Source organism: Solicola gregarius (genome assembly GCF_025790165.1).
In the GTDB taxonomy this organism is placed as follows: Bacteria; Actinomycetota; Actinomycetes; order Propionibacteriales; family Nocardioidaceae; genus Solicola; species Solicola gregarius.
On sequence record NZ_CP094970.1, the window covers coordinates 3,961,433 to 3,986,362 of the forward strand.

Consider the following 24,930-nt stretch of genomic DNA (forward strand, 5'->3'; position numbering starts at 1 on the left):
TGGCGATGACCTTAAGGTGCAGCTCGCACAATCGTCAACGGTCGGGTCCAGCTGTGGTCCGTACCCGTGTGGCCTAAAGCGGCCATGGGGGTTGCGGGTATAGGCAGCTACTGCCAAGGTCGGACTGAAACAATTCAAAATCACGTCGAGTCAGCGGCGCTTGTCGGGCCGCCGAAGGGACACTGCGATGAGGACACGTCGGCTGGGCATCGTCGTCACGCTCGCGCTCACTCTCACCTTCGTCCTCGCCCCGAGCTCATCGGGCGCGACCGCACCGGGCGGCGGCGTACGCGCGTATGCGCTGACGAGCGACCACCTGACCAAACCGCTTGGAATCGACGACCGCGCTCCCTCGTTCGGCTGGAAGCTCAGGTCGACCAAGCGATCGCAGGCGCAGAGCGCGTACCGCGTTCTGGTCGCGTCCAGCAGGTCCGCGCTCGCGCGTGACGACGGGGACATGTGGGACTCCGGCAAGGTGGAGTCATCCGAGTCCTTGCAGGTCACCTACGAAGGCAGCCCCCTCGAATCCCGACACCGCTACTACTGGAAGGTGATGGTCTGGGACGCCTCCGGTGCCGCGGCCGGTTGGAGCGCGCCGAGCTGGTTCGAGACCGGTTTGCTGAATGCCGACGACTGGTCGGCGAAGTGGATCGCGCACGACACCGAGCTCCCGCTTCCGACGTCCAACAACCAGCAGAACGATCCCGCGTCGCTGCGTTCGGACCACACGCTCGGCCAGTCGTTGACCACAGACCGCCCGTTCGACTCAGTCGGCGGCAGCTTCCCGACGTGGAGCACGAACGACTCCGACTTCACGCTGACGCTGCGCCGCGGTGGCCCCGACGGCGAGGTCGTCGCCGAGAAGCGCGAGGCCGACCACCCCGACAACAGCTGGGCAGACCTGAAGCTCGACAGTCCAGCGCCCGCCGGTGACTACTACCTGGAGATGTCCGATCTGGAGGGCACTGCCGGGTGGTGGAGCCACACCGACGACGTCTACTCCGAGGGGCAGGCGTACGCCGACGGCGAGCCCGTCGCGGGTGACCGGACCATCCGTTGGAACCCCACAACTGAGGCGAACGCGGAGCTGACCTCCCAGCTCCGTACGACGTTCGACGCCACCAAGCGGGTGAAGTCGGCGCGGCTGTACTCGACGGCTCTCGGCATCTACGACGTTGCCATCAACGGCCATGAGGTCGCAGACGACCGGTGGGCGCCGGGCTGGACCGACTACGACAAGCGCACCCCGTACCAGACGTACGACGTGACCTCGTTGGTCAAGAAGGGCGCGAACGCACTCGGGGCGCGACTCTCCACCGGCTGGTATGCGGGCAAGATCGCGATCTTCGGTCCGAACCTGTACGGCAAGATCCCCGGCCTGCTCACCCAGCTCGAGATCACGTACACCGATGGCTCCACGCAGCGCGTCGTCTCGGACACCTCGTGGAAGAGCACCGCCGGCCCGGTGACACACGCCGACATCCTGGACGGCGAGGAGTACGACGCGCGCCGAGAGACGCCCGGCTGGGGCAAGGTCGGCTACGACGACGGTGACTGGGCGCCGGTGGTCGAGAAGACCGATGCAGACACGAAGCTCGTCGCGCAGTCCGCTCCGCCGGTTACGGTGACGCAGAAGATGCCGGTCAAGAAGATCACCGAGCCGACACCAGACACGTACGTCCTCGACCTCGGGCAGAACCTCGTCGGCACCGTCAGCCTCTCTCTTCGCGGCATGAAGTCGGGCCAGAAGGTCCGGCTTCGCTATGGCGAGGAGGTGAACCCCGACGGCACGCTGTACACCGAGAACCTGCGTAGCGCGCGAGCGACCGATTACTACACGGCGCGCGGACGCGGAGTGGAGACGTACGAGCCGCGCTACACCTTCCACGGCTTCCGGTACGTCGAGCTGACCGGCCTGCGACACAAGCCGTCCAAGCGCGACTTGGTCGGCAAGGTGCTCGGCACGGACGCGCCGATGTCCGGCAGTTTCGAGACCTCCGACCCGATGCTCAACCAGCTGCAGAGCAACATCGTCTGGTCGCAGCGCGGCAACTTCCTCAGCGTGCCGACCGACTGCCCGCAGCGCGACGAGCGGATGGGCTGGACCGGAGACATCAACGTCTTCGCGCCGACGGCGGCGTTCAACATGGACGTCTCGACGTTCCTCGGTGACAAATGGCTGCAGGACCTCCGCGACGCGCAGCGTCCGGACGGCGCCGTGACCGACGTGGTCCCGTACGTGCCGGTGGTCGGAGCGGGCAACGCCGGCTGGGGCGACGCCGCCGTCACCGTGCCGTACACGGTCTGGCAGGCGTACGGCGACACGTCGGTGATCGAGGAGAGCTACGACTCGATGACAGCCTGGGTGGCGTACCTGAAGAAGAACAGCGACGGGCTCATCCGGCCCGATGCCGGATACGGCGATTGGCTCAACCTCGACGACAACACCCCGCGCGACCTGATCGGCACGGCCTACTTCGCACACGTCACGAAGCAGCTGTCGGAGATGGCCGCAGCGATCGGCGAGGACGACGATGCCGAGACGTACGCGGCGCTCGCCGATGACGTCCGCGACGCGTTCGTCGAGAAGTACGTCGGTGACGACGGCGCGCTGCCAGGTGATGCACAGGCCGGTTATGTACTTGCGCTTTCGTTCGAGCTGATGCCCGACGATCTGGTGGACGTGGCCGCCGACAAGCTGGTCGCGAACCTCGAGCGGCACGACTGGCACCTCGCCACCGGCTTCCTCGGGACGCCTGACCTGCTGCCTGTGCTCACCCGGACCGGCCACACCGATGTGGCCTACCAGCTGATCAATCAGAAGACGTACCCGTCCTGGGGGTACGAGGTCGAGAAGGGCGCGACCACGATCTGGGAGCGCTGGGACTCGATCAAGCCCGACGGCAGCTTCGGCGACGTCAGCATGAACTCGTTCAACCACTATGCGTACGGCGCGGTCGGCAACTGGATGTACCAGACGATCGGCGGCATCCAGCCCGACCCGTCGGCGCCCGGTTACGAGCACTTCACGATCGCGCCGCATCCCGGCGGCGGGCTCGATCACGCAGAGGCGTCGTACGAATCCGGCTACGGCACCATCGGCTCGCAGTGGGCGCGCAGACACGGCCGCCTGATGCTCGAGGTCCGGGTGCCGGTCGGCTCTACGGCGACCGTTCGGATTCCCGCAACGAGCGTCGACGCAGTCACTGAGCGAGGGCGTCCGGTGGCCCAGGCCGAGGGCGTGAGCGACCTGCGCGTCGAGGACGGCACCGTTGTCGGCGAGCTCGGCTCGGGGACGTACCGGTTCACCGTGAAGGAGGACGCATGAAGTGGCAGTCAACCACCTGGACCAGCCGTGCGGTGGTGGCCGCCGCCGCCGGAGCCCTGACCATCGGTCTGGCCGGAGCCGTGGACGCCACGCCGGCCGCCCCGGCGGCAGCGTCATCAAACGAGCCCGCCTGGGATGACGCGACCGGCCGTCTCGACCCCGCCGCGTTCGCCGATCCGCCGTCCACCGACCGGCCGCACGCGTTCTGGTTCTGGAACGGCAAGCTCACCGAGAAGGAGCTGGAGCGTCAGCTCGACGAGATGCAGAGCAACGGGGTGGAGCAGTTCTTCATCCATCCGCGCCAGGGTCTCGGAGGCGAGTTCGGCAAGACGGAGAACGACTACTACCTGTCGAAGGACTACTTCGACAAGGTCGGGTTTGTCCTCGAGGAGGCGCGCAGTCGCGGGATGAAGGCGTGGCTGTACGACGACCTCAACTGGCCTAGCGGCTTCGCCGGCGGGCGTACCGTCCGCGGCGGCATCGTCGACGGGCGCTCGGTCGACGCCGACCTCGGCTACGTTCCTTGGTACCTCGCCCCGACCGCGCATGACGTCGAGGGCGGCACCACGTACGACGAAGACGTTCCCGGAAGTGGCAACGAAGCAACGAACGATGCCGATGGTCCGAAGCCCGAGCTGGTGGCCACGCTCGCCGCCCGTAAGGCGGCCGACGGATCCTGTGTGACCGACGGTGACGCCCGCGGCGTGCGCCTCGACGGTTCGACAACCGTCGAGTTGACCGACCAGATCAAGGACGGGCACCTGACCTGGGAGGCCCCGGACGGCGACTGGTGCCTGGTGCACCTCGTGCAGCGCCCGCTGAAGAACTATCACCCGGACCTCGAGCCGGATGAGCCGTACGTCGACATGCTGAACCCCGATGCGACCGAGAAGTTCATCGACATCACGCACGAGACGTACGCCAAGCGGTTCGGGCCGCAGTTCGGGTCGACGATCCAGGGCATCTTCAACGACGAGCCGGGCTTCTACAACAACTTCCCGGACGGACGCGGCGGTGCCGATTCGCGCGGGTCGATCCCGTGGACCCCAGGATTCCGGGCGTACCTCAGCAAGAACGCTGGGTACGACCTGACGAAGGACCTCCTCGGTGTCTGGTACGACGCCGGAGACGCGACGACGAAGGCGCGCGTCGACTACTACGACGCATTGTCCGATCGCTACAACGAAGCGCACACCGAGCCCCTCGCCGACTGGGCCGAGGACCACGACATCGCGTTGATCTCAAACCCGCTCGTCGAGGAGGACCTCGGCAGCCACAAGCTGATCCAGGGCGGCAGCTGGTTCGAGATGAGCAAGCACTACCAACTGCCCGGCATGGATCTGATCGGCGGACTCAACACGGGCGCGATCACGCCGAAGCTCAACTCGTCGGTCGCCCACATCTTCGGGCGGAAACGCAACCTGGCCGAGACGTTCGGTGCGTTCGGCTGGGACCTCTCGATGGAGGAGATGAAACGCACCGTCAGCTGGGAGGCCGCCGGCGGCGTCGACCTGATCGACAACCACGCCTTCTACTACTCGATCGACGGCAAACGGGCGTCGGAGTCGCCACCGAGCCAGTTCGACCAGAACACGTTCTGGCCCCGGTTCTCGCAGTACGCGAATCTCGTTGGACGGCTCACCGAGCCCGCGCGCGGTGCGAAGCCGGTGAACCCGGTCGGTGTTCTCTACCCGAGCTCGTCGGTGATGGCCGCCGGTACGCCATGGGATGTCCGCGGCTTCGCGGGCAACGGGCCGGCGCTGGGGCCGGTCGACGACTCGTGGAAGGGCACGTCCAACGATCTGCTCGAGGCGCAGCTCGACTTCGACTACCTCGACGAGCTGGCCCTGGCCGGTGACGAGGACCTCGACGTGGACCTGCGCGTACGCAACGGTGCGCTTGCGCTGCGCGATCAGCGCTGGCAGGCCGTCGTGGTGCCTCGTACGTCGGTGCTGTCGCTCGACGCCGTCCGTACTCTGGAGAGGCTCGTTGCCGGCGGTGGCACCGTCGTCGCGGTGGACGGCTTGGCGACGCACGAAGCGTCCGGACGCGACTCCGCACTGCGTACTCGGCTGAAGGCGCTGTTCGGCACCGACCCGTCCGACCCCGTTGCGTCCAAGCGCCGGCACGGACGCAACGGACTGGCGGCGTACCTGCCGGATCGGTCTGGCCTCGCCGACTTGGTTCACGAGCGCGTGACGCCCGGCGTGACGCTCGACAATGCGCCCGACGTCCGGGTGCGCCACGTCAAGCGCAAGGCAGATGACGCGTTCCTGGTCGTGAACCTCTCCGGGAAGGAGGAGCGGACCACGGCGCGCTTCGACGCCTCGGCGACGCCGGAGTTCTGGGATCCCGAGACGGGAACGACCAAGATCGCCCCGGTGTTCAGGCGTAGCGGCGGCCGTACGGTCGTCCCGCTGACGCTCGCCCCGTACGAGGCGCGCTGGGTGACATTCCGGCCGGGAGCGCACCCGCCGGGGAAGGTCGCGCACCTGACGGCGACGAATGCGGTCCCGGGGTCGATCAAGGCCTCCCGCGGTGAACTTCGGGCGACCCTGATCGCGGACAAGCCCGGCGAGGTCTACGCGCGGGGTGAGTTCCGCGGGCACTCCTACGGCGCGGTGACGACGGTCGACGACCCACTGGAGCCACTCGCGCTCGACGGCGACTGGGATTTCCGGTTCGACGACGACTCTGCTGGAGAAACGGTTTCGCGGCCGCTGGGGTCATGGACGGCCCTCGACGCGAAGTACTCAGGCTCCGGTACCTATACGAAGCGGTTCACGGTGCCCGAGGGCTTCCTCGCCAAGGGGCGGCGTGCGCAGCTCGACCTCGGGCGCGTACGCGAGCTCGCCGACGTCACTGTGAACGGCAAGCACGCCGATGCGCTCGACTGGACGCCCTACGTGGTCGACGTCACCGACCTCCTTCGCGAGGGCGAGAACGTCGTCGAGGTGACGGTGACCAACACCCCGTCCAACGAGATCGAGGGACGTGACAACCCGTCCGGGCTCCTCGGCCCGGTCGCGGTGCGACCGCAGCGCGAGGTGAAGCTCGAGCTCGCCGAGGACACGGAGGTGAGATCGATCGACCTCACTTTGGAGCCACGGTCTGCGACGGTTCTGCCGGGACACCCCGTCACGTTCACGGCCACGGTCGACGGAATCGCACCCGCGGATCTCGAGGCGTCGCTGGCGACGATGGTTCCCGACGGATGGAAGGCTGATCCCGCGTCGGTCGACATCTCCGTGCCCTCGAACGGAGCGCAGGTCAGCACCACCGTCGACGTCGTCGTGACACCACCGGCAGACGCTCCCGAAGGCTCGACATCGGTCGACTTCAGGCTGACCGGCGCCGACGGGCGTACGATCACGCGCACCACGACGGTCAAGGTCGCCAATGCGTACGCCGCCTGGGAGTTCGACACCGAAGGCGATACAGAGGGCTGGAGCGCTGAGAACCAGATCGAGGATCTCACCGCGTCAGACGGCGCACTGCGGTTCCGCTCTGTCGGCGGCGACCCGTATCTGGTTGGTCCGAAGGTGTCCGTCCCGTTGACCGACGGCGTCACGGTGGAGATCGTGATGTCATCGTCGGTCGGCGGCAGCGGTCAGCTGTTCTGGGCCACCACGGACGGCGGTTTCGCCGAGGCCCGCAGCGGGCGGTTCACTGTCGAGTCAGGGAAACAGCGGACGTACCGAGTGGAGGTCTCCGGTGAGGACGCGTCGCTGACCAGACTCCGGCTGGACCCGCTCACCAGCACGGGTGATGTCGCGATCGACGCCGTACGCATCGTCCCCTAGACGTCCGGGGCGGGACCTCAGGCACGGCGGGTCGTCGGGACCATCACGCAGGCCTCCGGGTGCGGTGTGGAGCCATCACGCATCCACATCGCACCGCGGAGGTCTTCTGACGCGAACGCGACCGTGTCGCCGGCTGGCTGGGCCCGGCCACGCTCATCGTCGACCGCCGCTGGTCCTACGCCCGCGCAACCGTGAGCTCGGCAAGGCCTTAGCCGGCCGTTGCACAAACGGGCGGGCCCGGGCGTGCTGAGCTCGTCGCCGTCGCCGTCGCCGTCGCCGTCGCCGTCGCCGTTGGAGGCTCGAGGTCGACGCACGGCCGCGGAACCCACCCGAAGTCTCCAAACGCGCGCAGCTAGGTGGCGACGGGCTCCGGCACCGTACGCAGGTCGCGGAGGAGTCGGGCGATGTGTGCACGGCCGGCGGCCTCGGCTACTTCCGCGTCGCCGAGGCGGAGCGAGGCAAGGATGAGGCGGTGCTCGGAGAGCGCCTGCTGCATGCCGCCGGGGGAGCGGTGGGTTCGGTACATCCCCAGCCGGACCTGTCCCTGCAGCAGATCGAGCGAGGAGGAGAGGCGGGAGTTCGCTGCGACGTCGCGGATCGCCGAGTGGAACGCGGAGTCGACCTCGTAGTGGCGCTCGACGTCGTTCGCCTCGACGGCCGAGGCGTGCTGGGTGACGAGCGAGTCGAGTCGATCGGCGTCTGCGTCGGTGAGCAGTGGCGCCGCGAGCCGGCACGCCAGGCCCTCGAGTACCTCGCGTAGCTGGTAGATCTCGACCAGGTCGTCCTCGGCCAGATCGGCCACGATCGCGCCTCGGTTCGGCGTCACGCTGGCCAAGCCCTCGTGGGCGATCCGCGCGATCGCCTCGCGCGCCGGGCTCCGGCTGATGCCGAGTCGCTCGGCCACGACCGGTACGGACAGCCGCGTACCCGGCCGCAGCTCGTGGGCGAGGATCGCGTCGCGCAGCGATACGTACGCGCGCTCGGCGAGTCCGACCTCGGAGTCGGTTCCGATCTGGGTCATGGGCCCACTCCCTTGCTACATGCAATCTCTCCCGATTGAGTTCCAGCCTATCCTGCGAAGCGCTCCCGACGTGTGAGGTAGATCGCCTTGCATGCGGCCCTGTTGCTCATCGACGATACTGTATAAAACAGACAGACTTAAATCTGTAACTTACATGCAAGTTCTGGCATAGTGGCGTGCACGCTCGTCGCCGAACAGGGGGCGGCGACGAGCGGGCCCGCACGGTAAGAGCGTTCAAGGGAGGTTTCATGGCGCAGACCGTCTCGGCCCCGCCGGGTGTACGTACGCTCGCGCAACGCGCAGGTGGGGTCGGCGTGGCATCCAGGAAGGTCGCGCTGGGCACGCTCGGGTTCGTGTTCGCGATCGCCGTGTGGTGGCTTCTCGCAGAGATGGGTGTCGGCAATGGTCGGATACCCCTTCCGTCCAAGGTGGTGACGTCGACTCGGACCATGTTCGCCGAGCAGCAACTGCTGATGGACGTCCGGGTGAGCCTCACTCGGGTCCTGATAGGCGTCGCGATCGGCTGCGGCCTCGCATTACCGGTCGGATACCTCTTGGCGTGGTTCAGGCCGATCCGGGAGACGTTCGAGCCGCTGGTCAACTTCGGCCGTGCGATCCCGCCGATCGCCCTTATCCCATTGGCGATTCCAATCTTCGGTATCGGGGAGTCGGCTCGCATCTCCATCCTGGTGTTCGCCGCGTTCTTCTCGTCGGTGGTCGTGCTGTTCGAGGGAATCTCTAGCATCGACCCAGTACTCGTACGCGCGGCGCGCGCTCTCGGCGCGAACCCGTGGGAGATCTTCGCGAGGGTCGCCGTGCCTGCAGCCGTGCCGCACGTGTTCACGGCCGTACGTGTGGCGATCGGCGTTTCCTGGGCAACGCTGGTGGCTGCAGAGCTGATCGCCGCAGAGCAGGGCATCGGCGCGGCCATCAACGACGCCAAGAACTTCAACCGGATGGCCGACGTGTGCGTCGGGATCATCATGGTCGGCGTCTGTGCCTTGCTGATGGACGGCGTGCTCAAAGCCGCCCAGCGGCAGCTGACCAAGTGGCAGGAGAAGAGCGGATGAGCATCACGATGGATACCCACCCCACGGTAACGTCCGACGCGATCACCTTCGACGGCATCGGCAAGCACTACCAGCGGTCCGGGAATCGCCTCCAGGTCATCGAGGACTGCAGTTTCGAGATCGGTGAGGGCGAGTTCGTCTCGGTCATCGGCCCGTCGGGCTGCGGCAAGACGACCCTGCTCGGCATGGCTGCCGGCTTCACCGCGCCCGACGACGGCAAGGTACGCATCGGCGGCGAGGTCGTACGCGGACCCGATCCGAGTCGTGGCGTGGTGTTCCAGCAGTACGCGGTGTTCCCGTGGCTCACTGTCGCGCAGAACATCGGGTACGGCCTCACCCTCCGTGCAAACCGCAGGTCGCGTAAGCAGCGCCGGGAGATCGTCGCCCACTACGTCGACCTGATGGGCCTGAACGGTTTCGAGGACGTACACCCCAAGGATCTGTCGGGTGGCATGCGTCAGCGGGTGGCGATCGCCCGGGCGTACGCGACCAACCCCAGCGTCCTGCTGATGGACGAGCCGTTCGCCGCACTCGACGCGCAGACCCGCGAGTACATGCAGGAGCTGTTGCACACAACCCAATTGGAGGAGCAGCGGACCGCGCTGTTCATCACCCACAGCGTCGAGGAGGCGATCTTCCTGTCCACCCGGGTCGTCGTCCTCAGGGCCCGGCCGGCGAACGTACGCGCCGTCATCGACATCCCGATCGCCTTCCCACGTACGCCCGACACGCGGCTGTCGAACGCGTTCGTGGACCTGAGGCGCGACATCGAACGGCTGCTGCGCGACGGCACGGCCGAGAGGAGCAGCGAATGACTTCACGACTACGCAAGCGGCTGACCGGCATGGCAACCGTGCTCGCATTGGCAGCCACCATCAGTGCCTGTGCGCTCGAGGACGACGAGGGCTCCGCAACGACCGAGGACGGCGAGACGGTCGTCAAGATCGGCTACCTGCACACGGTCGCCGTCGACACGCACATGTGGCTGGGCATCGAGGAGGGCATCTTCGAGAAGCACGGGCTGAAGATCGACCCGGTGCCGTTCGACACGGGCATCGAGGAGAGCCAGGCGCTCAGCGGCGGGTCGGTCGACGTCGCCATGATGGGCGGCGTCCTGTCGAATTTTCCGGCGACGGGCAGTGGCACGGTGTTCCTTGCCAACGACGTGGAGTTCGACACGGCGCAGCTGTGGGCCGCACCGGACTCGGGGATCGAGTCCGTCGCAGACCTCGAGGGCAAGAAGGTCGCGACCACGGAGGGTACGACCGCCCACGTCTACCTCTACAACGCGATCAAGGAGGCGGGCATCGATCCCGACTCCGTCGACATCTTGAACACCGAGATGCCCGCAGCGGTCAGTGCATTCGTCTCCGGCAACGTACCGGCCGTCGCGCTGTGGGTGCCCTTCGACGAGTCGGTGAAGAAGGACGTCGAGGGCGCGAAGATGATCGACTCCGCGAAGGAGTACTACCCCAAGTCGGCGATCCTCGGCGGCTGGGCCGCGAGCGACGACATGTACGACGGCGACAAGGAAGTACTGGAGAAGCTCACCGCCGCCTGGCTCGAGATCAACGACGAGCTCGTCAACAACACCGACGAGGCGCTCACGACGGTGCACGAGTCCGCGTACGCCGACACCCAGGAGCTCGCCGACACCAAGCGGCAGTTCAGCTTCGCCCGGCTCTACCCCAATGACAAGTGGGCGAAGCTCTGGAAGGACGGCGAGGTGGAGAACTGGATCGGTCAGGCCGAGCAGATCTTCGTCGACGTCGGCGGCATACCGGAGTTCGTGGATCCGAGTGAGTTCGTTGACACCTCGATCTTCCTGGACGCGTACGACGAGTGGAAGGCGGACAGCAAGTGAGCGCAGATGTCAGCGTCCTCGGCCTCGGCACGATGGGTGGTCGGGTCGCGGCTCGAGCGGCCGAGGTCGGGCTCGACGTCGTCGGATACGACCCCGACCCCGCGGCGCGTGAGCGCGCGGCGGCGGCCGGCGTGACGATCGCCGGCTCGGCGGAAGCCTGCGCCGGCGCAGCACCTTTGGTGATCGTGTCCGTTCCGAATCCCGAGCACGTGACCCAATTGGCAACGGGAGCCCTGCAGCACTGTGCAGCGGGCACGACGGTGGCCGACCTGTCGACGATCGACCCGACCACGGCCCGCGACGCGGCTGCGAGCCTGGCGCCGCGCGACGTGGCGTACCTGGACAGCCCGGTGCTAGGACGCCCCGACAAGGTCGGCAACTGGACACTCGTGGTCGGCGGCGAGGCCGATGCGATCACCCGCTTCACGCCGACACTGCTCCAGGTCGCCGCGGCCAAGGTCGTACGGGTGGGCGACACCGGTGCGGGTTCGGTGGTCAAGGTATTGAACAACCTGATGTTCGGGGCCATCAACGCCGTTACCGCGGAGGCGGTGGCGCTGTGCCGCGACAACGGGGTCGATCCGGGTGTGTTCGTCGACACTGTCGCCGACTCCGGGGCCGCCACGGTCTCGAACCTGTTCCGCGAGCTCGCTCCGCGCATCGTGAGCGGCGACGACGACCCGGTGTTCGCGCTCGACCTGCTGGCGAAGGACAACCGACTCGCCACGGAGCTCGCGAAGGCATCGGGTTCTCGTGCCCCCATCGCAGAGACGGTGAGTGCGCTCAACGTTGAGGCGGTACGCCTGGGCTTCGGTGCGCGAGACAGCGGAGCGGTCTATCGCGCGTACGACGGTGAGCGGGCGTGAGCGTGGCCCTGCCCGTCGAACGGGTGCGGGTCTCGGTCCTGCGCGCATCCATCGACGACGCCGTCCCGATGTCCTTCGGTCGGCTCGATGCGCGCCAGACCTGCCTGGTCGAGGTGCTGGCCGGCGGGCTCACAGGAGTCGGTGAGAGCTGGATCAACTATCCGGGTTGGGCTCCCGCGGAACGTCTGGCGACGTTGTCGATGGGCGTGGCTCCGCTGGTGATCGGCGCCGATGCGGCCGATCCCGAGGCGGTGTTGGAGACACTGACCCGCGAGCTGCTACCGATCGGTCGGCAGTGGGGCGCGCCGGGGCCGATCTGGCAGGCGATCAGCGCGATCGACATCGCCTTATGGGATCTTGCCGGGCGCGCTGCCGGGACGCCGGTGTGCGACCTCCTCGCCGGAGGCGCTGCTACGCGGGCATCCGTGCCCGCGTACGCGAGTGGTGTCGGGCCGACAGACGTCGCGTTGCTCTGCGAGAGGGCATTGGAGCAGGGATTCGGCGCGGTCAAGACCAAGATCGGATTCGGCCACGACCGTGACATCGCAACTCTCGGTGAGGCGCGGTCGGTGCTCGGATCGAGCCACGGCTTGTTCGCGGATGCCAACCAGGCTTGGACGATGGACGACGCACTCGCAATGCTCCCGGCCTTGGACGAACACGGTGTCGGATGGCTCGAGGAGCCGCTGGCGGGCAATCACGTCGACGATCTCGAAAAGCTCGCCGCGGCAACGCCTGTCCCCATCGCGACCGGCGAGAATCTCTACGGCCTCGGCGAGTTCGAGACGTACGCGTCGTCTCCCGCGGTCGGCATCCTGCAGCCCGACCTTGCCAAGTCCGGTGGGCTCACGATCGCGCGGCAGGTTGCCCGGGTGGCGGCCGAGAGTGCCACCCGACTCGCGCCGCACTGCTACTCCAGCGCCGTCGGGCTCGTCGCGTCCGCGCATCTCGGTGCTGCCTTCGACGTCGTCGACTGGCTCGAGGTCGACGTACGCGACAACCCTCTGCGCACTGAGCTGCTGAGCACTCCGCTCGGATGGCACGACGGTGCGCTCCCGCCACCACGCGGCCCTGGCCTCGGCATCGAGCTTGACGAGTCGACGGTCCGCCACTTCCGTACCCATGTCGAGGAGATCTCCTGATGAGCGAAGAACCAACGAGCGACGTACTTGCGGCGGTGACCCGTCGTTCCGCTACCGCCGGGCCGGCGTTCGTCCCGGCGGCACGCATCGCCGGTCGTACGTACGAGGGCGAGCCACATGACGTCCCCAACCCGGCGACCGGCGAGACGCTCGCGCGGGTCGGCTGGGCCGATGTCGGCGAGGTCGACGCCGCGGTAGCGGCCGCTCGGGCCGCCGCGGCCGAGTGGGGCGCGACGCCGCCGCGTACGCGGGCAGTGGCACTTCGTGGGATCGCGCAGACTCTGCGCGACAACACCGATGCGCTCGCCGAGCTGATCTCGGCGGAGTCCGGTAAGCGTCTGGCCGAGGCGACGGGGGAGGTCGGCTTCTCGGCGCAGTACTTCGACTGGTTCGCCGATGCCACGACGCAACCGCGCGGCGAGCACTACGTCAACGCCGCGCGCCGGTTCATCGTGCAACGTAAGCCGGTCGGCGTCGTCGCCGCGGTCAGTCCGTGGAACTTCCCGCTGTCCATTCCCGCCCGGAAGGTGGCGCCGGCCCTCGGCGCGGGTTGTCCCGTTGTGCAGAAGGCGTCTGAGCTGACGCCCTTGACGAGCGTGGCGTTCACCGAGCTGGCAGAGCCGCACCTTCCCGAGGGTCTCCTCGGCGTACTCGTCGGGGACGGCGAGAAGCTGACGACGGCATTGATCGACCATCGAGACGTTGCCGCGGTGACCTTCACCGGATCGACACGGGTGGGCGCCGCCGTCGCCGAACGCGCGATGCGCACCATGACGCGGGTGACGATGGAGCTCGGCGGCAAGGCGCCGTTCGTCGTCTGCGCCGACGCCGATCTCGATGTTGCGCTCGAGGCCCTGCTGGTCGCGAAGTTCCGCAACAACGGCGCGTCGTGCATCGCCGCGAACAACGTGTTCATCCACGAGTCCGTCTACGACGAGTTCGTCGGTCGACTGCGTACGCGCGTCGGCGAGATCACGGTCGCCGATCCCGCGGACTCCGCGAGCGGCCTCGGCCCGCTGCTACGTCCCGAGCACGCCGAGCGCATGGACACGCTGCTCGCGCTTGCCGAGGCGGACGGCTGCTCCGTGACGGTCGGTCGCTACGGCCCTTCGCACGGTTGGTACGCCGCGCCGGCGGTCGTCGAAGTTCGTCGTGACACCGCGGTCTGGGACGAGGAGATCTTCGGTCCGATCTGTGCCGTCCGCCCCTTCGCGTCCGAGGACCACGTCGTCGCCGAGGTGCGGTCGTGGCGCATCGGCCTCGGCGGGTACGTCATGTCGGCCGATGCCGAGCATGCGGCGGCATTGGCGTCGCGCCTCGACGTCGGCATCGTCGGCATCAACAACGGCGCACCGAACACCCCCGAGGTGCCGTTCGGCGGCATCGGCTACTCCGGCCTCGGGCGCGAGGGCGGCATCGCCGGCCTGCTGGAGTTCACCGAGGAGCAGACGCTGTCGTTCGCGCGGTAGCGACGGCACGGGTCTCAGCGACCGCGGAGCATCCGCTGTCGTTGCGCGATCGTCTTCTTGAGCTTGGCCCGCCGCCCGCCGTCGAAGGGGAGGTCATCGACGCCGTCGATCCAGGTGTCGACTGCGTCAGCGACATCGACGACAACCCGCCGTGCCGCCCGTTCGGGTAGGCCGAGCTCGACGCCGAGTGCGACGAACCGCTTGGCCGAGACGTTGCCGTCACGCTTGCCCGCGATCGACAGGGCGAGCGTGGTGTCCCCGTACGGGAGCGTGGTCGGCATGTCGTACGCGGGCGACGGCATCCAGCGGCCGCGGATGTCTTGGAGGATCGAGAAGTTCTTCGCATGCGCGTCGCCGTTGCCGCTGACGTACGCGAACGCGAGCTGCGACAGAAGCGTACGCGCCGCCGGGATGGGCGCCTCGCACAACGAGCACAACCTCGTGAAGACCCGCTCGGTCGAGATGCGGTATTTCGCCTCGGGGTGCAGGCCGAGCACCTGGCACCCGTCCTCGACCGCGAGCGCACGCGGCTCGCCATCGTCCATTCGGACGCGGTCGAAGCGGCGTACGACGAGTCCCGGTTCGCCGTCGGCGTCGTGTACGACATCGGCGTCGGCCACCGTGAGCCCGGATCCGCGTGCAGCCGCGAGGAAGAAGTGCTCGTTCTCGACCACGTACGGGTACTCGGGTGGGCTCAGCTTGAGCAGATAGGAACTGCCCGCGGTGGAAACGGGCACGTTGAGCATCGTCAGGCTGGCCTTGTCCTGCACGCCCGGGAGGCCGGTCCTGTCGACGTCGATGTCGAGACCCTCGAGAAGCGTACGGAAGCGGATCTCGGTGAAGTCGTCGACGCGTACGCGTCCGCCTGCCCGTTGTGGTGCGACGCCTTCGGGTACGACCTGGACGTCGCCGATCACGTCGGTGCCCACGGCGAGTACGAGGCTCAGCTCGTCGTCGGCGGACGTCTTGACGCTGCGTCGCAGGGCGGACAGCCGGCGGCCCTCGGGAAGCAGACCCGCGAAGAACGCCGGCACGGCTCCGCTGGCGGTGAGCGTCGGATCCCGAGTCGGGGGCAGCGAAGTGGCGACCGGGGGCCCGCCTCCGGCCAGCCAATCGTCGTCGTAGCGAAACTCGACTCCGCCCGATACGCGTTCGAGGTGAGCCGCGAGCCGGCCGGCCTTGTAGACGTCGGCACGTTGGACCTCCGTGTAGTCGGCCGGTGCTGGGGTGCTTTCCGCACTCGACTCTGACATCACGTCGGCTGGTCTCGACGAAGGCCGTAGAGCCCGGCGAGCTCCGGACCCACGGTCACGGCATCGTTGCGCTGACCACGCTCGAGCGCAAGGTGGAGGCCGAGCACGCGAAGTACGGCGAGCAGCTTGTCGAGTTGCAGCGTGGGTTTGCCTGTCTCGACGGCATGCACGAACCGGGTCGAGCAGCCGGCAAGTTCGGCGAGCTCACTCTGGCGAAGGTCGAGCTCCTCGCGACGTAAGGAGACCATGGCCGCGAGGACGCCAAATTCAGATGCACGATCGTGCGCTGGAGTTCGAGATTTTCGTAGTACGGCCATCGCGGTGATCCTCCAATGCATGTACGAGCATCGTAACATCTCGGGCGTGGGCGCGCCGCGCGATCCGTAGATTCACGTGTCCGTACGTGCATCTCAGGGGCCGTCGAACGGCCACATCGACAACTCGGCAAACCGGGACGCCGGAGCCGATAGGGTCGAGCGTGATGTATGAGCCGGCGCGAGGTACGCGATGCTGAGGCTGCACCGGGCCGAGCGGGCCGACGCGTTGGTACGCGGGCTCGCTGACGTACTCGCGACACCACCGGACGACCCGTTCACACCCGAGGTTGTCGCGGTGCCGTCACAGGGCGTCGAGCGCTGGATAGCGCAGCGGCTCTCGACGGTGCTCGGTACCCAGCCCGGTCGGGGCGACGGCATCTGCGCGAACGTGGGGTTTCCATCGCCGCGCCGGCTGGTCGCCGACGTACTGGCGGGCGTGCTCGACCTCGCGCCGGACGACGACCCCTGGCTCGAGCGCCGGTTGGTGTGGCCACTGCTCGCGGTGATCGACGCGTCCGTGCATGAGCCATGGGCCGCGACACTCGGTCGCCACCTCGGCGCACGCGAGCGCGGCACCGACAACGGTCGCCGGGTCGCCGTCGCGCAGAAGCTCGCCGGGCTCTTCACGGCGTACGGCGCCGACCGCCCAGGGATGGTCCGAGCATGGGTACGCGGCGACGACGCCGACGGCGCGGGCAGTGGTCTGGCGACCGACCTCGCCTGGCAAGCGGAGATCTGGCGTCGGCTCCGAATCCAGCTGGCAGTGGAGAGTCCGGCCGAGCGCCTCGACGACGCGTGCCAGCGGCTGCGGGACGAGCCCGACACCGTCGGACTCCCGCCGCGACTGTCGCTGTTCGGGCCGACGAGGCTCACGACCGAGCAGCTGGACGTACTCGACGCACTCGCCGAGCACCGCGACGTACACCTGTGGCTGCCCCATCCCTCGCACGGACTCTGGCGGCGCCTCGCAGACCGTTCGACGCAACCCGCCGTACGACGCGACGACACGACCGCAGCGCTGCCGCAGCACCCCCTCGTACGCTCCATGGCGCGTGACTCTCGAGAGATGCAGCTGCGGCTCACGCCACACGTGCCGCCCGGCGGCGACGCGTACCTCGGTGACGACGAACCGGCGACCAGCCTGCTGGGCCGGCTGCAGCGCGACATCCACGATGACCGCGCGCCTCAGGGCGGCTATGCGCTCGATGACGCAGACCGATCCATCCAGGTGCACGCCTGCCACGGACGCCAGCGACAGGTAGAGGTGCTCCGCGAGGCGATCCTCGGCCTGCTCGCGGACGATCCAGCTCTCGAGCCACGCGACATCATCGTGATGTGTCCCGATATCGAGAACTGGGCTCCGCTGATCACCGCGACCTTCGGGCTGGCCGAGACCGAGCAGGCGCACCCCGGGCAGCAGCTACAGATCCGGCTGGCCGATCGCTCGCTCCGCCAGACGAACCCCGTTCTGTCCGTGATCGCACGCCTTCTCGATCTCGCCGACGGTCGCATGGCGGCGTCCGAGATCCTCGACCTCGCGGCGATGCCGCCGGTACGCAGACGATTCGGGTACGACGACGATGCCCTGGAGCGCATCGGCGACTGGGTGCGACGCTCCGGCGTCCGCTGGGGTTTCGATGCGCAGCACCGCTCGTCGTACGGTCTCGGTGCCTTCAACCAGAACACCTGGCGCAGCGGCCTCGACCGGGTGCTCACCGGCGTCGCGATGGCCGATGACGATCTTCAGCCACTCGGTCTCGCGCTCCCGCTCGATGACGTCGACAGCACCGAGATCGACCTCGCCGGGCGCTTCGCGGAGTTGGTCGATCGCGTTACAGACTTGACCGATCGGCTACACGGCCACCACTCGCTCGAAACCTGGATCGACACCCTGCTCGATGCGGTCGACCTGCTCGCCGATGCGCCACCGGCCGAGCAATGGCAGATCCTGCACGCCCGTCGGCAGCTCACCGACGCGCTGCGGTCCGCAGGCGACTTGGCCACCCGCGTACGCGTGGTGCTGGCCGACGTACGCGCGCTGCTGGCCAGCCGGCTGCGGGGCCGGCCGACCCGCGCCAACTTCCGGACCGGCCACCTGACGATCTGCACCATGGTTCCGATGCGTTCTGTGCCGCACCGCGTCGTGTGCCTACTCGGCCTCGATGACGGTGCGTTCCCGCGTGCCGGGCGCATCGACGGCGACGACGTGCTCGCGCGTACGCCCCTGGTGGGCGAGCGCGACCCACGCTCCGAAGACCGTCAGCTGTTCCTCGACGCCGTGCTCGCAGCACGTGAGCACCTCGTCATCTGCTATACGGGTGCCGACGAGCGCACTGGTGCAGTACGCCCGCCGGCGGTTCCCGTCGGAGAGCTCCTCGACGCGCTCGACCAGACCGTGGACGGCTCGGTTCGCGAGCGGGTGCTCGTCCGCCATCCGTTGCAGCCGTTCGACGTTCGCAACTTCGAGTCCGGCGCATTGGGGCACGACGGCCCGTTCAGCTTCGACGCCGCTGCGTACGCGGGGGCACGGGCGTCGCTTGGCGCGCGAGCGGCGACCGGGGTGTTCCTGCAAGCACCGCTCGATCCTGAGCCACCTGGCGTCGTCGAGCTCGACGAGTTGATTCGGTTCCTCGAGCACCCGGCACGGGCCTTCCTCCGCCAACGGCTCGGGCTGTCCACCTTGCCCGACGTCGATGAAACGGCCGATGCGCTCCCGATCGACGTCGCGCCGTTGGAGAGCTGGGAGATCGGCGACCGGCTGCTCGACGCACGCCTACGAGGAATCGACCGCGGCGCCGCCGTCCGGGCCGAATGGCTGCGTGGCGGCATCCCTCCCGGCCGGCTCGGGCAAGCCAGGCTCGACCCGATCGTGGCGGACGTGGAGAGCCTCGTCACCGCGACGGTCGACCTCCACCGCACGGCGGCCACGACGGTCGAGATCGACGTCGATGTCGGCGAGGTGCGCCTCGTCGGTGCCGTGACCGGCGTCCACCAACGCGAGATCGTGCGCATCGTCTACTCGAAGCTCGGCGCCAAGCACCGTGTCCGCGCGTGGGCACAGCTGCTCGCGCTCGCCGCCGCGCGTCCGGAGCAGCGCTGGACCACAGCGACCGTCGGACGACGCCGCGGGGGAGTCTCGATCGCACGCATCGCCGATCTCGAGCCCGAGACGGCGCGTACGACACTCGCGTCGCTCATCTCCCTGTATGCGCAGGGCCTTCGAGAACCCTTGCCGATTCCACCGAAGACCGCTTGCGCCTACGCCGAACGCCGCCGGAGGGGCGTACGCCCGGAGCCGAGCGCGATCTTCGCCGCGCAGGAGTGGCGGAAGTCGGCCAACAACGCGGAGTTCGGGGAGTTCGACGACGACAGCCATCGGCGGGTCTGGGGCGATGTCGCCATCGACGCACTGCTCGCACAGCCGCCCGTCGACGGCACGTACGACGAACCGCACCGCTTCGGTCAGCTCGCTCGACGGGTATGGGATCCGCTGCTCGCCGCCGAGGAGGTGAGCGAGCAATGACCGACAACTTCGATCTTCTCGGGCCGCTTCCCACCGGCACCACTGTGCTCGAAGCGAGCGCAGGCACGGGCAAGACCCACGCGATCGCGACCCTCGCCGTCCGCTACCTGGCCGCGGGCGTGCCGATCGAGTCGATGATGATGATCACGTTCGGCAGGGCGGCGACCGTCGAGCTACGCGAGCGGGTACGCGAACGTCTCACGTACGCTGCCCACGCCGCCGCGAACGGCGACGCGCACGACCCGCTCGTCGCGCACCTGCTCGATGCCGACCCGGCAGAAGTGGAGCGACGCTGTAGCCGGCTCGCGACTGCGGTCGCCGACTTCGATGCCGCGACGATCGCGACCACGCACGGCTTCTGCCAGCAGATGCTTGCCGGACTCGGTATTGCCGCCGATGTCGACCATGATGTGCGTTTCGCCGAAGACACCGCAGACGTCGTCACCGAGGTCGTACAGGATCTCTACGTACGTGCGTACGGCGCCGTCGACAGCGCGGCCCCCGCATTCACGCTCGGGAAGGCGATCGAGATCGCGAGCGATGCGGTTTGCGACCACAGTTCCCGACTGGAGCCACGCGACGCTGCACCCGACTCGGTCGCCGACCTTCGCCGTCGCATCGCCGAGAGCGCGCGCAGCGGTGTGCAGGATCGCAAGCGTCTGAAACGCCTGATGGACTACGACGATCTCCTCGTGCACCTGCGCGATGCGCTCGTCGACTCCGCGACCGGTAGAGACGCGCAGGATCGCATCCGCTCGCGATACGACGTCGTCCTCGTCGACGAGTTCCAGGACACCGACCCGGTGCAGTGGGAGATCCTCGCGACCACGTTCCACGGTCACCGAACGCTCGTGCTCATCGGGGATCCCAAGCAGGCGATCTATGCCTTCCGGGGCGCCGACGTCACGACGTACCTGGACGCGATCGGCGACGCCGACAGCCAGTCGACCCTCGGCACCAACTGGCGCAGCGATGCGCCGCTCGTACGCGCGCTCGGCAGCGTCATGGGCGAGACCAGCCTCGGTGACGATCGCATCGTCGTGCACGACGTCGATGCCGCGCACCAGGGGCAGAGCATCGCCGGTGAGCGCGCCACCCCGCTACGGTTCCGGCTCGTCACGAGAGACGTTCTCGAGGCCGCCCGCAACGGGCTCATTCCGGTCGCCGCGGTACGCGCCCACGTCGCCGCCGATGTCGCCCAAGACATCGTCGCCGTTTTGGAGTCGGACACCCGTGTGACGGATCGCGACGGCACCGAGCATGCGGTCGGTCCGGGTGACCTCGCCGTGCTCGTGCAGCGCAACGTCGATGGGCAGACCGTGCGAGATGCACTGCAGAGCGCGGGCGTACCCGCCGTGCTGACCGGCACCTCCAGCGTGTTCCTGTCCGATGCGGCGAGCGACTGGCTGACGCTGCTCACCGCGCTCGAGCAACCGCACCGCCCGGGCCTGACCAGAGCCGCGGCGCTGACCCGTTTCGTCGGATGGACACCCGAACGCCTGGCCAGCGACGAGGCCGGCATCGACCGGCTTGCGGGTACGTTGCGCGAGTGGGCCGATACGCTCGCGAGGCGGGGAGTCGCCGCGCTGCTGGAGACGGTGACTTCCACGACCGGGTTCGCAGAACGCCTGCTCCGTCGGGCCGATGGCGAACGCGAGCTCACCGACGTACGCCACATCGGCCAGATCCTGCACGCCGAGGCCGGCCGCGGCGAGGTCGGGGTCAGCGCGCTCGTCGAGTGGCTCCGTGGTCGCATCCGGGAGGCACGCATCGACGTCACCGAGGAGCGCAGCCGACGCCTCGAGTCCGATGCGAACGCCGTGCAGGTCGTCACGGTCCATCGCGCCAAGGGGCTGGAGTTCCCGATCGTGTATGCGCCGTACCTGTGGGACCGGTTCGTCGCGAAGACGCCCGATCCGCTGCGACTGCACGATGGCGGCGCGCGCGTACTCGACGTCGGGGGGTCCGATGACCCCGGGTACGCGGAGCGGCGCAAGGCGCATGCCGAGGAGGACGCCGGCGAATCGCTGCGCCTCGCGTATGTCGCGCTCACTCGGGCCCGAGCGCAGGTCGTCGCCTACTGGGCACCGACGAAGAACACCGAGACAGCACCACTGCACCGGATGCTGTTCGCGAGTAGGGGAATCGACGGGTCGTTGCCCCAGTGGGTCGCGGTGCCGGCCGACTCGGCCGTACGCGCACACCTCATGTCGCTGAGCGAGCGCGCGGCGGGCACGATCGCCGTCGAGGTCGCAACGGGCGAAGGCGATCGGGCGTGGCAACCTCCGAGTGACGCTCCTCCGCCCCTGGCGGTACGCGAGTTCGACCGCACGGTCGACTCGAACTGGGCGCGGATGTCGTACTCGCGGTTGACCGCCGGACTGCACGAGTTCGACGACGGCGCGACGAGTGAGGCCGAAGACCCAGGCACCGTTGACGAACCAGTCGTCGAAGTCGCCTCGGACGCGACCAGAGGCCCGGTGTCGCCGATGGCCGAGCTCCCGGTCGGCGCAGCGTTCGGTACACACGTGCACGGTGTGCTCGAGGAGCTCGACTTCGCCGACACCGACCTACGTACGCGGATCATCGACCTGTCGGCAGACTCCGGTCGCGCGGTCGGCGTCGAGCCTGCCGCACTCGCCGACGCGATGCTCCCGTCCCTGTCGACGCCGCTCGGTCCGCTTGCATCCGGCCTGCGTCTGGTCGACGTCCCGCGAGGCGGTCGCCTCGACGAGCTCGACTTCGAGCTGCCGCTGGCGGGCGGCGACACCTCGACGGCAGATGCGAGCGTGGCATCGATCGCCGGCCTGCTGCGGGAGCACCTGCCGGCCGATGATCCGCTCGCCGCGTACGCGGGCGACCTCGCCGCGCCCCAGCTGGCAGCGCGACGGCTGCGCGGGTTCCTGACCGGCAGTATCGACCTCGTGCTCCGTGTCGGCGCGGCGGAGGGAGCGCCGTGCTACCTCGTGGTCGACTACAAGACCAACTGGATCGGCACCGACGAGACACTGACCGCCTGGCACTACCGTCCCGATGCGCTCGCGGGCGCCATGCGGGCGGCGCACTATCCCTTGCAGGCGCTGCTGTACTCGGTCGCCCTGCATAGGTTCCTGCGCTGGCGCCAGCCCGCGTACGACCCCGATACCCACCTCGGCGGCGTGCTCTACCTGTTCCTGCGCGGAATGTGCGGTCCCGAGACGCCCGTTGTCGACGGCGTCCCGTGCGGAGTCTTCTCGTGGCGCCCTCCTGCGTCGCTCGTCGTGGGTCTCTCGGACCTGCTGGACAGGGGTGCAGGTTGAGCGGCGAGGAGAGACGGACGAAGGAGCGGGTCGACGAGCGCGACCACCTGACACTGACCGTCGGTGACGTCGAGGATGCGTACGACGTGCAGCGGGTGACTCGCAGCGTCGGGGCACTCGCCGAGTTCAACCGGGCCGGGGTTCTCGGCCCGGCCGACGTGCACGTCGCGGAAGCGCTCGGCCGACTGGGCGTCGAGGAGTCGCCGGACGTTCTGCTCGCGATCGCCCTCGCCGTACGCTCCGCGCGCCTCGGTTCGGTATGTCTCGATCTTTCGACGGCGCGCGAAACCACCGTGGTCGAGGGCGTCGCAGTCGACAGCCTGCCCTGGCCGACGCCGCAAGGGTGGGTCGACGCGCTCGGGGCCAGCCCTCTGGTCGCGGTCGGCGCAGATGCCCAAGCAGGTAAGCCGCTTCGGCTGGTCGGCTCGGTGGTGTACCTCGACCGCTACTGGCGCGACGAGCAGATCGTCGCAGCCGCGGTCGACGCCGCGCACGTACGCCCCGCGCCGGAGGTCGACCGCGAACGCCTGCGCGCAGCGGTCGACCGCCTCTTCGGCTCCGGTGACGCCGATCGGCAGCGCCTCGCGGCGATCGTGGCGGCCGGCCGGTGGTTCAGCGTGATCGCCGGCGGTCCCGGCACCGGCAAGACAACAACGGTTGCAAGGCTCCTTGCGCTGCTGTGTGACCAGCCCGGCCCTGCTCCGCGCCTCGCTCTTGCCGCCCCGACCGGCCGGGCCGCGGCACGCTTGCTCGAGGCCGTGACAACGCAGGCGGCGCAGTTCGACTCGGCAGACCGTGACCGCCTGGGCGACCTGCGCGCGTCCACATTGCATCGGCTGCTCGGGTGGAAGCCCGGCTCCCGCACGCGGTTCCGACACGACCGCACCAACCCGCTGCCGTACGACGCCGTGATCGTCGACGAGGCGTCGATGGTGTCGCTGACCATGATGGCGCGGTTGGCCGACGCACTCCGTACGGACGCGCGGCTCGTACTCGTGGGCGATCCCGATCAGCTCGCCTCGGTCGAGGTCGGCGCCGTGCTCGGAGACCTGGTGCGGCGCGAGGCGGCGCCGGGCTCGGTAGAGACGGACACGCACCTCGTCGAAGCCGATCTGGCCGATCTCGACGCCGCCGAACGCCGCGCGGCGCTGACCTCCGGCGTCGTACGGCTGGCGCACGTCTATCGGTTCTCCGGTCAGATCGAGGCGCTGGCCGAGGGAGTACGCCGCGGCGACGCCGATACCGTGCTCGGGCTGCTCGATGACGGCTCCGAGAGTGTCGAGCTGGTCGAGTCTGAAGCGGGCGAGGGCCTGCGTACGGACGTCGTGGGCGCGGGAGCGGCCGTCGTCGAAGCCGCGCGTGCCGGCGACGCGGCGCGTGCCGTCGATGCGCTCGGTGTTCACCGGCTGCTGTGTGCGCACCGCGAGGGCCGTACGGCGTTGCCCGGTGGAGCCTGCGGGCCGAGGATTGGCTGCGCGAGCGGGTGGACGGGTACGCCAGCGACGGGCCCTGGTACGTCGGCCGGCCGTTGCTCGTCACCGCGAACGACTACCGGCTCGGGCTGTTCAACGGTGACACAGGAGTCGTGATCGATGCCGGCGGCGAGGCGCGGGCCGCGTTCCGCCGCGACGGCGAGCTCGACCTGTTGCCGACGAACCGGCTGGCCGACGTGCAGACGATGCACGCGATGTCGGTGCATCGCAGCCAGGGCAGCCAGTTCGATCGGGTGACCCTGATCCTGCCGCCGGTCGATTCGCCGCTGCTCACCCGCGAGCTGCTCTATACCGCGGTCACGCGAGCTAAGGAGCACGTACGCATCGTGGGTACGCGCGATGCGCTCGCGCAGGCGATCGAGCGGCCGGTCGTACGTGCGAGCGGGCTGCGTACCCGCCGCTAGCGAAGTGCCTTGCGTCAGCCGACCACCTGCACGAGCGCTCGGAGACGCGTCGATTTGACCCCGAATCCGGAGGATGGT

15 protein-coding genes are annotated in these 24,930 nt (G+C 68.6%); 12 read left to right on the forward strand and 3 right to left on the reverse strand.

Translation table 11 applies throughout. The annotated features are described in order from the left end of the window. Positions 1-187 precede the first annotated feature (187 nt). Entirely contained in the window at positions 188-3,328 is a 3,141-nt protein-coding gene (locus L0C25_RS19395) for a glycoside hydrolase family 78 protein (protein WP_271633424.1), read from the forward strand. Next, entirely contained in the window at positions 3,325-7,131 is a 3,807-nt protein-coding gene (locus L0C25_RS19400; protein ID WP_271633425.1) for a glycosyl hydrolase, read from the forward strand. Before L0C25_RS19395 ends, L0C25_RS19400 begins: the two co-directional genes overlap by 4 nt. Before the next feature lie 352 nt (positions 7,132-7,483). Here the strand turns inward: L0C25_RS19400 and L0C25_RS19405 are convergent, their stop codons facing one another. Next, complete coding sequence (locus L0C25_RS19405; protein WP_271633426.1) at positions 7,484-8,152, reverse strand: GntR family transcriptional regulator; 669 nt, start codon at positions 8,150-8,152, stop codon at positions 7,484-7,486. Positions 8,153-8,400: 248 nt separating this feature from the next. Here L0C25_RS19405 and L0C25_RS19410 point away from each other — a divergent pair, with 248 nt between their 5' ends. Genes L0C25_RS19410 through L0C25_RS19435 form a run of 6 tightly spaced genes read left to right on the forward strand, consistent with a single transcriptional unit; the run spans position 8,401 to position 14,563 of the window. Continuing rightward, a complete protein-coding gene (locus tag L0C25_RS19410) occupies positions 8,401-9,222 on the forward strand; it encodes an ABC transporter permease (RefSeq protein ID WP_271633427.1) in 822 nt (273 codons plus the stop codon). Further along, a complete protein-coding gene (locus tag L0C25_RS19415) occupies positions 9,219-10,037 on the forward strand; it encodes an ABC transporter ATP-binding protein (RefSeq protein ID WP_271633428.1) in 819 nt (272 codons plus the stop codon). Before L0C25_RS19410 ends, L0C25_RS19415 begins: the two co-directional genes overlap by 4 nt. Beyond that, positions 10,034-11,086 carry an ABC transporter substrate-binding protein gene (locus tag L0C25_RS19420; RefSeq protein ID WP_271633429.1) on the forward strand — a complete coding sequence of 351 codons (1,053 nt, stop codon included), beginning with the start codon at positions 10,034-10,036 and terminating at the stop codon, positions 11,084-11,086. The genes L0C25_RS19415 and L0C25_RS19420 overlap by 4 nt, the downstream gene beginning before the upstream one ends. Next, on the forward strand, positions 11,083-11,952 hold the full coding sequence (locus tag L0C25_RS19425) for an NAD(P)-dependent oxidoreductase (RefSeq protein ID WP_271633430.1): 870 nt from the start codon (positions 11,083-11,085) through the stop codon (positions 11,950-11,952). The genes L0C25_RS19420 and L0C25_RS19425 overlap by 4 nt, the downstream gene beginning before the upstream one ends. Beyond that, positions 11,949-13,094: a mandelate racemase/muconate lactonizing enzyme family protein gene (locus L0C25_RS19430; protein ID WP_271633431.1), complete on the forward strand. Its 1,146-nt coding sequence runs from the start codon at positions 11,949-11,951 to the stop codon at positions 13,092-13,094. Before L0C25_RS19425 ends, L0C25_RS19430 begins: the two co-directional genes overlap by 4 nt. Continuing rightward, on the forward strand, positions 13,094-14,563 hold the full coding sequence (locus tag L0C25_RS19435) for an aldehyde dehydrogenase family protein (protein ID WP_271633432.1): 1,470 nt from the start codon (positions 13,094-13,096) through the stop codon (positions 14,561-14,563). The genes L0C25_RS19430 and L0C25_RS19435 overlap by 1 nt, the downstream gene beginning before the upstream one ends. 14 nt (positions 14,564-14,577) lie before the next feature. Here the strand turns inward: L0C25_RS19435 and L0C25_RS19440 are convergent, their stop codons facing one another. Together L0C25_RS19440 and L0C25_RS19445 are read right to left on the reverse strand one after the other, a co-directional pair. Continuing rightward, positions 14,578-15,816, reverse strand: coding sequence for a type II toxin-antitoxin system HipA family toxin (locus tag L0C25_RS19440; RefSeq protein WP_271633433.1), 1,239 nt, complete (start codon positions 15,814-15,816; stop codon positions 14,578-14,580). Continuing rightward, a complete protein-coding gene (locus tag L0C25_RS19445) occupies positions 15,816-16,064 on the reverse strand; it encodes a helix-turn-helix domain-containing protein (RefSeq protein ID WP_271633434.1) in 249 nt (82 codons plus the stop codon). Before L0C25_RS19445 ends, L0C25_RS19440 begins: the two co-directional genes overlap by 1 nt. A 259-nt stretch (positions 16,065-16,323) precedes the next feature. Between L0C25_RS19445 and recC the strand changes: the two genes are divergently transcribed. The 4 genes from recC to L0C25_RS19465 are packed head-to-tail and all read left to right on the forward strand — an operon-like array spanning position 16,324 to position 24,852. After that, complete coding sequence (recC, locus tag L0C25_RS19450) at positions 16,324-19,656, forward strand: exodeoxyribonuclease V subunit gamma (RefSeq protein WP_271633435.1); 3,333 nt, start codon at positions 16,324-16,326, stop codon at positions 19,654-19,656. Beyond that, a complete protein-coding gene (locus L0C25_RS19455; protein ID WP_271633436.1) occupies positions 19,653-22,955 on the forward strand; it encodes a UvrD-helicase domain-containing protein in 3,303 nt (1,100 codons plus the stop codon). Before recC ends, L0C25_RS19455 begins: the two co-directional genes overlap by 4 nt. Then, entirely contained in the window at positions 22,952-24,544 is a 1,593-nt protein-coding gene (locus tag L0C25_RS19460) for an AAA family ATPase (RefSeq protein ID WP_271633437.1), read from the forward strand. Before L0C25_RS19455 ends, L0C25_RS19460 begins: the two co-directional genes overlap by 4 nt. After that, the gene (locus L0C25_RS19465) at positions 24,541-24,852 is read left to right on the forward strand and encodes an ATP-binding domain-containing protein (RefSeq protein WP_271633438.1); all 312 of its coding nucleotides are present in this window, start codon (positions 24,541-24,543) and stop codon (positions 24,850-24,852) included. Before L0C25_RS19460 ends, L0C25_RS19465 begins: the two co-directional genes overlap by 4 nt. Positions 24,853-24,930 lie beyond the last annotated feature (78 nt).

What these genes read in the sequence shown, in the direction of transcription:
- L0C25_RS19395 (WP_271633424.1), top strand. Translation starts at nt 188, where the DNA reads ATGAGGACACGTCGGCTGGGCATCGTCGTCACGCTCGCGCTCACTCTC.
- L0C25_RS19400 (WP_271633425.1), top strand. Translation starts at nt 3,325, where the DNA reads ATGAAGTGGCAGTCAACCACCTGGACCAGCCGTGCGGTGGTGGCCGCC.
- L0C25_RS19405 (WP_271633426.1), bottom strand. Translation starts at nt 8,152, where the DNA reads ATGACCCAGATCGGAACCGACTCCGAGGTCGGACTCGCCGAGCGCGCG.
- L0C25_RS19410 (WP_271633427.1), top strand. Translation starts at nt 8,401, where the DNA reads ATGGCGCAGACCGTCTCGGCCCCGCCGGGTGTACGTACGCTCGCGCAA.
- L0C25_RS19415 (WP_271633428.1), top strand. Translation starts at nt 9,219, where the DNA reads ATGAGCATCACGATGGATACCCACCCCACGGTAACGTCCGACGCGATC.
- L0C25_RS19420 (WP_271633429.1), top strand. Translation starts at nt 10,034, where the DNA reads ATGACTTCACGACTACGCAAGCGGCTGACCGGCATGGCAACCGTGCTC.
- L0C25_RS19435 (WP_271633432.1), top strand. Translation starts at nt 13,094, where the DNA reads ATGAGCGAAGAACCAACGAGCGACGTACTTGCGGCGGTGACCCGTCGT.
- L0C25_RS19440 (WP_271633433.1), bottom strand. Translation starts at nt 15,816, where the DNA reads ATGTCAGAGTCGAGTGCGGAAAGCACCCCAGCACCGGCCGACTACACG.
- L0C25_RS19445 (WP_271633434.1), bottom strand. Translation starts at nt 16,064, where the DNA reads ATGGTCTCCTTACGTCGCGAGGAGCTCGACCTTCGCCAGAGTGAGCTC.
- recC (WP_271633435.1), top strand. Translation starts at nt 16,324, where the DNA reads ATGCTGAGGCTGCACCGGGCCGAGCGGGCCGACGCGTTGGTACGCGGG.
- L0C25_RS19455 (WP_271633436.1), top strand. Translation starts at nt 19,653, where the DNA reads ATGACCGACAACTTCGATCTTCTCGGGCCGCTTCCCACCGGCACCACT.